Here is a 10,628-nt window from a genome sequence, read left to right on the forward strand (position 1 = left end):
AGCAACGACAAGCTTCTTATTTATCAAAGGAAGTACATTGTCAATTACCCATTTTACCGCATGTTCATTTTCCATTACAGATAAATTTCCATGCATAAGTAGGTAATCCTCTTTTGGGTCTATATGATTACCTTGACTCAAGGGGTTGGCAACGGCTAAAAATTCACTATTTCCGTAAAGGTTTACGTAGTATTTTTGGTCTTTATCAGAAACACTGAATAATCCGTCAGCGGCATGAAAAACAGCTTCGTGTTGCTGTAGTTTTTTAGCTTCTAATTGAAAGAACTTTCTCTTTAAAAAAGATTGCTCTACCCTAGCTAATTGATCGTAATATTCGCTTTCCACATTATGACAGCGCACATATTTTTTTCTTTGCGCTAATAAGGGGTGAGCCAAGTAAGCAGTGCAATGTTGACCTTCAAAAATAATTGGGGCTTCATCCTTCAATAAGTTCTGAAGTAGATCTTTGTTTTTTCTTGAGGCAACAATCATAGGTTGTGAGGAAAACAAGCTTAAGAAGGCTGATTTTCGTTGATAATAATAAACTTTCGTTGTTACTTCCTTCAAAGCTTTAGGCCTACCTCTACCATAATCAAAGCAATGCAGTATAACTTTATAACCAAAATCCTTTAGTGCTTTACACCTGTAGTAAACATCTATTACTCCACCATAATCGGCAGGGTAGGGAACATCGAAAGAAACAATATGTATTTTACCCTTCATGTATCTCGTAGATTTCTTTCAGTTTTTGTGATTCATTTTCCCAATTCAACACATCTGCTGTTTGTAGACAGTTGGCGCGGAGTTCCGCAAGTCTTTCTGAATTTTCTATAATTCCTTTGATCTTTTCTGCAATGTGTAAGGGTTCATGATTTTCTATGATATCACCAACTTCGTAATTTTTTACGATGGTTGCTACTTCTATTACATTACTCGCTAAAATAGGAGTAGTTGTATGGATGTAATCAAAGACTTTGTTGGGTAGTGAAAATTTATAATTAAGGTTGGTGTCTTTATCGAGCGTCAAACCTAAATCTGCATGATACGTAAAGTTCATCATTTCATCATAAGGTCGTCGCCCCTTAAAAATCACTTTATCCTCTAAATTTTCTTGGCGTACCAAAGCTTTTAAATCATCGATAATATCGCCGCTTCCTACAAAGTAGAGAACGGCATTATCTATATGTTTCATTGCTAAAACAGCTTCTTCTGCGCCTCTATCAATGTTGATTCCCGCTCCCTGCAGTATGATCATTTTTTTAGATGCATCTATCCCCAATTCTTCTTTTGAGCGTATGTTTTTGGGTTTCCACAAGGGAGAAATGTTACGTATGATACGCAATTCTTTGTTGTACTTCTTGTTGTATTTATCCGCAATGGATTGGTTAACCGTATAAATGCGCTGGAGTTTAGGAAATATGAAACCTTCAATGGCCTCCCAAACCGCTTTTACCTTTGGCCGCGAAACCAATTCAGGAACTTCCGTGTAGTATTCATGACTATCATAGACCAATTCGCATTTTCTTTTGAATTGTTTAGCCATAAAATTTGCCAGCAAAGTATCCAAATCATTACTTAATAATAGGTCTGCTTTGTGAAACAATAGAAAGAAGAAAAGTCTCAGGTTATAATTAGCATAGAACAAAGCACCCTTGTTAAAAGTAAGTTTCATTCTATGTGTTTTATAATCGCGATGGAGTTCTTTAGAATTAGGAAGTAAACGACCAACTAGCGTTACGTCATATCCGTTTTCATGTAAAAACGTGGCAACTTTGTGCACACGTTGGTCGGTGTATAAATCGTTGGTAACAGAAACTATTGCCTTTTTTTTCTTCACGAGGGGCTAACTTTAATAGTTCTAAACAGCACTTATAAGAGTGTAAAACTGAAATTTTCGGTATTTATTTCAGTTGTTCTGCCTATATCGAGTATGTATTTATCCTTAACGTGCCCAAAATTAGCAAAACCAAACACAGGGATATTCAATTCTTTAAAATGATAGTCAAAAACTTCTTTTAAAGGGAGAGATTCTTCTGGGAATTCAGCAACACAATTATTGAATTTTCCCAAAATAATACCATTGACGGCGTTAAAAACTTGAGCATCTCTGAGTTGTGTGAGCATTCGATCAACGATATAAGGTTCTTCGTTGGTTTCTTCTAAAAAGAGAATTTTACCTTTAAAATTCGGTTGATAGGAGGTCCCCAACATACTAGTTATAACGCTTAAATTACCTCCAAGCAATTTACCGGAGGCTTTGCCCTTTTTGTTGGAATATTGCTCAGCATCTCTTAACGTAATTAGGCGCTTAGCTTTTTGTTGTTTAAAGGCAGCGTCGAATTCAGAAAGTGCAAATTTGTTCCACGTGGAGTAAGCCATAGGACCATGATAGGTAATGAGTCCAGTTTCTTGTGTAATGTAATTAAGCAAACTCGTGAGATCCGAATACCCCATTATAATTTTAGGGTTTTGTCGGATCAAATCTAAATCAATTTTGGGCAGCATACGCGCACAACCAAAACCACCTCGTACAGCGATAAGACCTTTAATTTCCTGGTCGGCCATCAAAGCATGAAATGTAGCCACTCTTTCTTGATCACTCCCGGCCAAATATCCTTTTTGTTGATAGAGGTTGGGTGCTAACCTCACTTTGAAACCTTGATGTAAAAGAACAGTTTCTAATTTTTTGATGTGTTGCGGAGAAAATACCGCTCCAGCCGGAGCGAAGATGGCCAGCGTATCTCCCTTTTTTAATGGAGGGGGAGTCTGTGTGGGATGTTCTGAATACTTGGGTGAATTGCGCACAGCAGAAGTAAGTCCGAGCGCACCCAAACCCAATAAACTGTTGGCTATAAATCGTTTTCTATTCATGAATCTCTAACACGCAAATGTTACTATCAGGAGGATAAATGTAAAAGTGAACCGTTGCTTTAGAGTTTGAATGATAACCTGTAAAGTAACTCGCGGTGCTATCTTTTACCTCGTGCTCTATAATTAATTGCTTATAAATCTCTTTCTTCCATGCTTGCGTAGGGAAGAAGTATTGTGTTGTGTTTAATTTCTTTTCTAAAGGATAGTTTATTACAAAATTGCTATCCAAACCTATTTGAGTATAGGATTGCTCTAAAGTTGAATAATGGGCATGCGCCAAATCATCTAAAAAAAGCTGTTTACTTTCTTGGGCTAACTCTTCTGGAGGAGTAGTTCCACACGCCCATAATAGGTTACTTACGACTAAAATGTATATCGCCTTCTTCCACCAATGCATCACCTTTCATTTTTAAGAATAATTGAATCAAAGCTACTACATCTTTTTCGCAGTAACGACTTATTCTAGCAATATCTCCTTCTTCATAGAATACGCGGGCAACATCTGCACCACTGATATCATCTTTTGGCGTTGGTATACCAAAGATGTGACATAACAACGCGAGGGTTGTATAATGTTTGTAATCACCAAACTTCCACAGTTCCATGGTGTCGAGATGGTTTACTTCCCATGGTTTTTTACCAGCTATATCTAATGGAGGGGGTAGAGGAATTCCTAAAATCAACATTCGGCGAGCGATGAAAGGGAAATCAAATTCTTTAGCATTATGTCCGCAAAGTAAATGGTAAGGAGAACTAAAGTGTTCCATGAGCATATCTGAAAATTGCCTTAACAATGTTTCCTCGTCTTCATGGTCAAAAGATTTCATTCTAATTTGTTTACCCGTAGCTGTGTTCTTAACAAAGCCACAAGAGATACAAACTACCTTCCCGAATTCCGCATATATTCCAGCCCTATCGTAAACATCTTCTGGGGACATTTCAACTTCGCTTTCTTCTCCGTTAACCTCAACAGTTTTTGTTTTGTTTTGCCAAAAGTATTTTGTTTTGTTACCGAAGTGGTAGGCGCTATCTTCATCTAAATCTTCGTAACTGTAAGTTTGTGGAACGGTTTCAATATCTAGAAATAAAATTTTCTCTACGTTGACTTTATTGAGCATGTTGATCTTTTTAATGAAAGGTAAAAAAAATAATTAAAGCTAAATTATCTTTTTCTCCCTCAAAATAAAGGGGTAACTTATGGTAAACAATCAACCCTTACCTGTATGAATCAAATTTTAGGAAAAATAGGAGAAGACCTCGCCGTGGAATACTTGTTAAATAAAGGATACAAGTTAATTGATAGAAATTATCGTTTTGGTAGAAATGAGGTAGATATCATTGTTGCTGACGAAAATCAAATCATATTTGTTGAGGTAAAAACCAGAAATAACAATAATATTGGAGAGCCTTATCAGGCTGTGACAAGAAAAAAGCAAAGACAAATTATTAAAGTAGCACACAATTTTATTGTGGAAAATGAAGTTGAATTGGAGGCGCGGTTAGATGTTATTTCTATCGTTTTAAATCAAAAAGAAAAGAAGATAGAACATATAGAAGCAGCTTTTCATACAATTTAGCGTATATAATAAAGAAAGACATGCGTTTAAAAGAAACCTTTATAGCCATCATTAATAATTAATATCTTTGAAGAACTATAAAATGTAACCATGATAAAAAAGAGTTTCTTTTTATTCTTACTTAGCTGTGCAGGGATGTCCTTTGCACAAACACCTACACCAGGAAATGTCGGTACGGCAAATTTAACGGCTTGGTTTAAGCCCGATGCTTTGGCTAATGGAGATGTAACAACTTGGTCTACAAGTTTTCCAACAGGTGCAGCACAAGTTACCGTAACAGATGCGCAAGCGCCATACCCACAAGCCACGAATACCCCGGTGGGAAACGTATCGAATTATAATAAAACACTCCACTTTACGAACACCAACGCCATAACAGCTGCAACAGTTCAAGCGCTTGAAAACAATACAGCTGGTCTTTCTTTAATTGAAAATGGTAGTTCGGGAGATGAAGGAAGTTTTTTTTCAGCTCACTATATTCCTACCAATACACAGAACGACCATATGGTGCTCTACAATTCTGGAACAGATGGTATTCAGTTAAGAAACTTGGGAAATACAGGAAGACTTGCAATAGGATATACGCTGGGTACTTCAGTAAATGCATGTAGAGACTGGACCGAAGATTTTGAACCGGAGATTATTTCATACAAAGGAAATAGATCAACATTTAACTCCATGGATGCTTATCAAAGTTCATGGGAATACACAGGTGGTGTTGCTTCTCAATCTGGAGGAGGAGCAGGTCTTTATTTTGGAGTAAGAGCAAATGGTGGAGGTGCTTACACAAATAATTCTGGATTGAATGGATTTTTACATGAAGTAATCTTCTTTAACAGAGATTTAACCTTGTTGGAAATGAACAAGGTCCATACTTACTTAGCCATTAAATATGGTGTTACCCTATTGAATACTGGAGGTGGAACACAAGGTGATTATATTGCTACGGATGGAACAGTCATTTGGGATGCAAGTGATAACCCAGCTTACCACAACGATGTTATAGGTATTTCAAGAGATGATGATGAGGCATTATTGCAAAAACAGTCGCATGCTTTTGATGATAGTTACAGAATTTATTTAGCCAACTTGGCTGCTTCGAATGATGCGAATGGTGGGGCCTTTGCCGTGAATTTATCGCATGTAACCATGGGACAAAACCAAGGTAGTTATTGTGCGAGTCCTGCTTCAACTTTAGAAGCTCCTGCAGGAATTGGGGCGCGTTTCGAAAACGAATTTAAAGTAACCAAAACGAATTTTGCACAGGTCTTTAATTGGGATGTTAAAATGGACTCATGTTACGATATGAGTGGTATTGATATGACCAAATTAAGATTGTTAGTAGATACAGATGGTGATTTTTCAAATGCAACGATTTATCAAGACGGACAAGATGGTTTAGCTTTTTCTTATGCCAATGGATACTTTACCATTGAAGGTATTGGAGATTTAGTAGTTCCGAATAACTCTACGCGATACTTAACACTTGCTTACAATGAACCTGAAGTTGTATTAACGCCAGATACAAACACAATTTGTGAAGGTGATACCGTAACCTTTACCATTTCTATTACAGGTACAAACGTTCCCGTTGATTTTGAATATACTGATGGAACGGATACTACCTTAATTCAAGGGGCTGTAGATGGGGATATTTTTGAGGTATACCCTATTGTTACAACTACCTACGAACCGATTGGGTATGTAAATATTTTGAAATGTTGTACAGCTCCTGGTCAAACAACAAATTCAACGATTGTTGTAAATCAACGACCTATTGTTCAAGCAACAGCATCAGACTCTGTGTTGTGTGATGGAGATACAACCATACTTTCTGGTGTGGGAGCTTCTATTTATACATGGGATAATGGTGTGGTTGATGGCGCTGAGTTATATCCAACGGCGACCAATACTTATACGGTTATAGGAGAAGACCAAAATGGATGTTTAGATACTTCAAGTGTAATCGTAGTTGTTAACCCTAACCCTGTAGTAGCTGCAAATGCCTCTGCAACAGTTTTATGTTTGGGAGATAGCACTTTACTTTTTGGATCTGGAGCGGTGAATTATTTCTGGGACAACAACGTTGTAGATAGTACTTATAACACGCCACAGGTAACTACACTTTATCACGTTTTGGGGGTAAACCAATTCGGTTGTGTAGATACAGCGAGTATAGAAATTACCGTGAACAACTTACCTAATGTGGTTGCCAACACTACAGCAGATGCAGTTTGTGAAGGTGACCCAGTAACCCTTTTTGGTGCTGGAGCAACGATTTATAATTGGGATTTGGGTGTAACAGATAATCAATCATTTGTTCCTCAAGTTTCCAACATGTATCATTTAACGGGTACAGATGACGATGGATGTGTAAACTACGACAGCGTTTTTGTTGAAGTATATCCAGCGAGAACGGTGAGTGTAGGACCTGATACGGTGATTTGTCCGCAGGATCCAATTATGATTACTACTGACTCTGTATTTACTTCTTACCAATGGTCAAATGGATCAACGAGTCAAACAATCACATCTACTTATCAAGGAACCTATAGCGTAGAAGTAACCGATGAATACGGGTGTACATATACAGATGCCATGGTCGTTACCTTCTCTACAGAATGTTATCCGGCGATTTATGTACCCAATACATTTACTCCAGACGGTAATGAACACAACAATACCTTAATTGTACGTGGAGACTACATTGAAAATTTTGAAATGTGGATTTATGATAGATGGGGTAACTTGTTGTACAATTCTAGAGATATCAATGCAACATGGGACGGGGCTAATTCTTTAGGTCAACCTATGAAGTCGGGTACTTACGTGTACAAAATCATGTACTCTATCGAAGACGAAGAAGATAAAAATTATACACTTACAGGACACATTAACCTGTTGAGATAATTAGGCTGTTCCCCAATAATCTTGGGGACGGGCCTTCCCTTCAAATCCTCAATACGAAAAGTTTTCATACAACCCCTTTTGAGGGCTTCTTATGTCGCCCTAAAAATGCGGTATTCAATACTTTTTGTATTTCCGGGTTTTTCGTTCTGTCCCTAACAGAAATTAAGACCCATTATTAACTCAAAACAGCCTCTATCACCTCTATGGTCTTCAATTGTGTAAAGTTGTCTAAATGATAGCTAAAATAGCTGATAAGGTTCTGTAAGAGTTGTTTTCTTTCCCGTTTAGGAATCTCTAAAGCCAATTGACTTAGTTTGTCGCTATTGCGAAGCATTAAATTCAAATAAACAATACTCTCGTCGTAAATGTATTTATGTCCAAGTGGTTTAAAGGCACAAATCTTACCTTCTTCAACATCAAAATAAGCGGCTTGTTCGTGTTCACTTTCTGGATAAAAACCGAGAAGTTTAGAAAATTCTAGTAAATAGTAAAGGGGATAATTGGTATACTCATCACTGCTGTTGAGCCACAACATTTCATCTTTTATAAAATGAAAAAAGCTAGGGTCTTTTACTTCTTGAATGATGCTTTTAGTGGCCACTTCGGCCATAAAAAACAACAAGCTAGATTTCACCGGGTGCATACACAATTCCTGAAAATTATACTCTGCTTGTATACCCGAAATTTTACCCAAACTACTATCATTTCGTTTGTAGCAAGTAATTTCACTGATGCTTAAAGGAAAGAGAATGTTGGCATTTTTCTTCTTAGCTCCTTGGAAAATAAAGTCTTGAATTCCTTCTTCTAAGGTGAAGAATTTTAAGATTAAACTACTTTCGGAGTAATCCGTTTTCTTTAAAAGAATACCCGTTAAATTTTTCTTCATCTTAATTGATAAAAACGACCTTACCTACCTTTCTGCCTTTTCCTTCTTTAGGGGTGGTCCAGATGAGGTAAACTCCCGTTGATGCTCGCTCTCCGTTCAAGGTCTTACCATTCCATGTGGCTGTTCCTCCATTACTCGTCGTAGAGTAAACTAAGTTTCCAGCAACATCTGTAATCCTTACTGCTGAGTTATAGGCTATTCCTTGAATTGTTATAGGACCCTCAAACTCTGGTCTTACAGGGTTGGGGAATACGACTACGTTTTCATACTGACTATCACCAAAAGTTGCATCACTTCTGTAAGAAACGAGCCCATTATCTGTAGCTATAAAAACCTCTCCGGTATTCTGATCAACAGTAATATCTAAAATAGCATTAGAAACGAGCGGACTATTAGATGTATTAAATTCTCGAATCACTTCCAATCCATTTTCAGAGAATAAAAACACCCCTGAATTTTCAGTCCCTATCCATTTACGATTTGCTCCGTCTATAGCAATATCTGTGATGTAAACATTCTTTAATATCTCTTCAGCATTTTCTTCGAATTGCTTTACTAAATTCTGGAAATTATAGTCTCCAAGGTCTGCATCAAAAATGCCAGCAGTACTGTATAATATGCGCAAACCATCTGGTGATCCAACCCATAGCTCATTGTCAAAATCAACCACCATGGCAGATATCTGATCAGAGGTTAAATTACCATTCGTCTGGCTTGTTCCCAATATTTTGTATTCATCGTCCGAAGTATCCATCAAATCTATTCCTTCGTCAAAGGCTACTACTCCGGTACCTGTAACCGCAAACCATTTTACACCATTGTAATCGATTACCAAGTCGCGTGTATATTTATTCGCCACTGAAGAAGGTAGTTGAAATTCATACCACTGACCATCTGCCGTATATGCCTTCAAAGGTTTTGAACTTAAGCTATTGAGTATCCAGAGTGTCCCGTCATTATCAAAGGCCATGTCAGAAATATAGCTCCAATTATTACCGAGAGATGACCATTCTAGATAACTACTGTTAGGGGTAAACGTGTCTGTAATTGTTGTACCATTTTCTGTAATAAGCAAGGGAATTTTAGAATAAGTACCAAATGCAATTCGGTCTGAATTATAAGGGTCAACCGCTACAGATATGATATCCCAATATCCCTGAACATCCATTAAGTCTTGATTTCCTGGATTAAAGTTTTGCCATTGTTCATCCTGAAAAGTATAAGCACCGTGTCTTTTAAACGAAGGACCTATTCCGTCCAATTGTCCACCCGCAACTGCTAACTTTCCGTCTCCCCAATCTAAGGCAACCGCCAGTTTGTTAAAAGGTCCATCAAAACCTAAGATTTCACTATTGAAAGAATTTGTAGCACGAACAAAACCGGTGTTGTTATCTGCAATGTAATATTGTCCATCGATAAAAAGCACACCTCTAGAAGAAGGATAAACTTGATTAACGTATTGGTATAAGTTTTCAATTTGCGTGAGGTTTTCATCGTAAACAAAGGTTCCACCCTCCATGCAAACAGCCATTCTATTTCCAGAAACACTGATTTGATTAATCTCTCGTTGGTCTAAAAAACTATTACCAGAGGACAAAATTAGAAGAGAGTCTTCTTCATAATTTTGGTGGTCAAAAACTACGTATTGTTCATCTGCAAAAACTACGATTTGCTCATATTTTCCATTGGCACTGTAGTCTGCCAATCGCGTATCTACCGACCATTGTGCAGGGTCGGCAAGAAAAGGGTTACTCAGTGCTCCTGTATAAAGTTTATCTTCTGTTAAAGCGAAAAGCGTATCGTTATAAAAATCAACATCTACAATAGCTTGATTACCTCCGGTAGGGTAGTAAGTGTCTATAACCTCCAAGTTTTCTGGATCGAATACTACTATTCCAAACCCTGTAGCCATGTATACAATATCGTCGAACACTTCAATGGAGTAGATAGATTTGTCTCCAGTAATATTGGCATTTAAAATGTAGGGAAGGTTAATGGTTCGTTCTCCTTGCAATACATCTATATTTCCTGTTTCGTAACCAATAAAAAGTTGTTGGGTTTTCTTGTGGAAACCTATAGCGCTCAACTCAATTTCTGAGAGGTAATCAATCTTATCTCTTCGGGTAACTTCATTTGCCGTTAAGTCATAACTCAATAAAGCATTGTCGTACATTACATGAACATTTTGTTCATCTCCAGCTATTGCCACGGCATTGTTAGAAGGTATATGTAAACGCCACTCTCCCATACCAACTTGTGCAGAAGACAACGTGATACTGAAGAGAGAAAATAATGCAATTAACTTTTTCATTAAGTTGGTTTTGTATAATGTATTACTCAAACGTGGGGATTGTAAAAATATTTGAAATCTTCATCTATCCGAA

At 37.3% G+C, this 10,628-nt stretch carries 9 protein-coding genes; 2 read left to right on the plus strand and 7 right to left on the minus strand.

The features are described from left to right. The 5 genes from R3333_RS08725 to R3333_RS08745 all read right to left on the minus strand — a co-directional run. A partial coding sequence (locus R3333_RS08725) for a hypothetical protein (protein WP_318958405.1) occupies window positions 1-723 on the minus strand: 723 nt, incomplete at its 3' end. Continuing rightward, a complete protein-coding gene (locus tag R3333_RS08730) occupies window positions 713-1,837 on the minus strand; it encodes a glycosyltransferase (RefSeq protein ID WP_318958406.1) in 1,125 nt (374 codons plus the stop codon). The genes R3333_RS08730 and R3333_RS08725, both read right to left, overlap by 11 nt. A 32-nt stretch (window positions 1,838-1,869) precedes the next feature. Then, window positions 1,870-2,871, minus strand: a complete 1,002-nt coding sequence (locus R3333_RS08735; RefSeq protein ID WP_318958407.1) for an LD-carboxypeptidase — start codon at window positions 2,869-2,871, stop codon at window positions 1,870-1,872. After that, window positions 2,864-3,268 (minus strand): hypothetical protein, encoded by a 405-nt coding sequence (locus R3333_RS08740; protein ID WP_318958408.1) that lies wholly within the window; start codon window positions 3,266-3,268, stop codon window positions 2,864-2,866. The genes R3333_RS08735 and R3333_RS08740 overlap by 8 nt, the downstream gene beginning before the upstream one ends. Next, the gene (locus tag R3333_RS08745) at window positions 3,225-3,989 is read right to left on the minus strand and encodes a 3'-5' exonuclease (protein ID WP_318958409.1); all 765 of its coding nucleotides are present in this window, start codon (window positions 3,987-3,989) and stop codon (window positions 3,225-3,227) included. The genes R3333_RS08740 and R3333_RS08745 overlap by 44 nt, the downstream gene beginning before the upstream one ends. Window positions 3,990-4,094: 105 nt before the next feature. On the opposite strand from R3333_RS08745, the gene R3333_RS08750 reads away from it, so the two are divergent. Beyond that, window positions 4,095-4,448: a YraN family protein gene (locus tag R3333_RS08750; RefSeq protein WP_318958410.1), complete on the plus strand. Its 354-nt coding sequence runs from the start codon at window positions 4,095-4,097 to the stop codon at window positions 4,446-4,448. 90 nt (window positions 4,449-4,538) lie between these two features. Further along, a complete protein-coding gene (locus R3333_RS08755; RefSeq protein WP_318958411.1) occupies window positions 4,539-7,358 on the plus strand; it encodes a gliding motility-associated C-terminal domain-containing protein in 2,820 nt (939 codons plus the stop codon). Window positions 7,359-7,533: 175 nt separating this feature from the next. Here the strand turns inward: R3333_RS08755 and recO are convergent, their stop codons facing one another. Beyond that, window positions 7,534-8,244, minus strand: a complete 711-nt coding sequence (gene recO / locus R3333_RS08760; protein ID WP_318958412.1) for a DNA repair protein RecO — start codon at window positions 8,242-8,244, stop codon at window positions 7,534-7,536. 1 nt (window position 8,245) lies between these two features. Next, window positions 8,246-10,555, minus strand: coding sequence for a hypothetical protein (locus R3333_RS08765; RefSeq protein WP_318958413.1), 2,310 nt, complete (start codon window positions 10,553-10,555; stop codon window positions 8,246-8,248). Window positions 10,556-10,628: the final 73 nt, after the last annotated feature.

The sequence above is a fragment of the Lishizhenia sp. genome, from assembly GCF_033720595.1.
In the GTDB taxonomy this organism is placed as follows: Bacteria; Bacteroidota; Bacteroidia; order Flavobacteriales_D; family Crocinitomicaceae; genus Lishizhenia.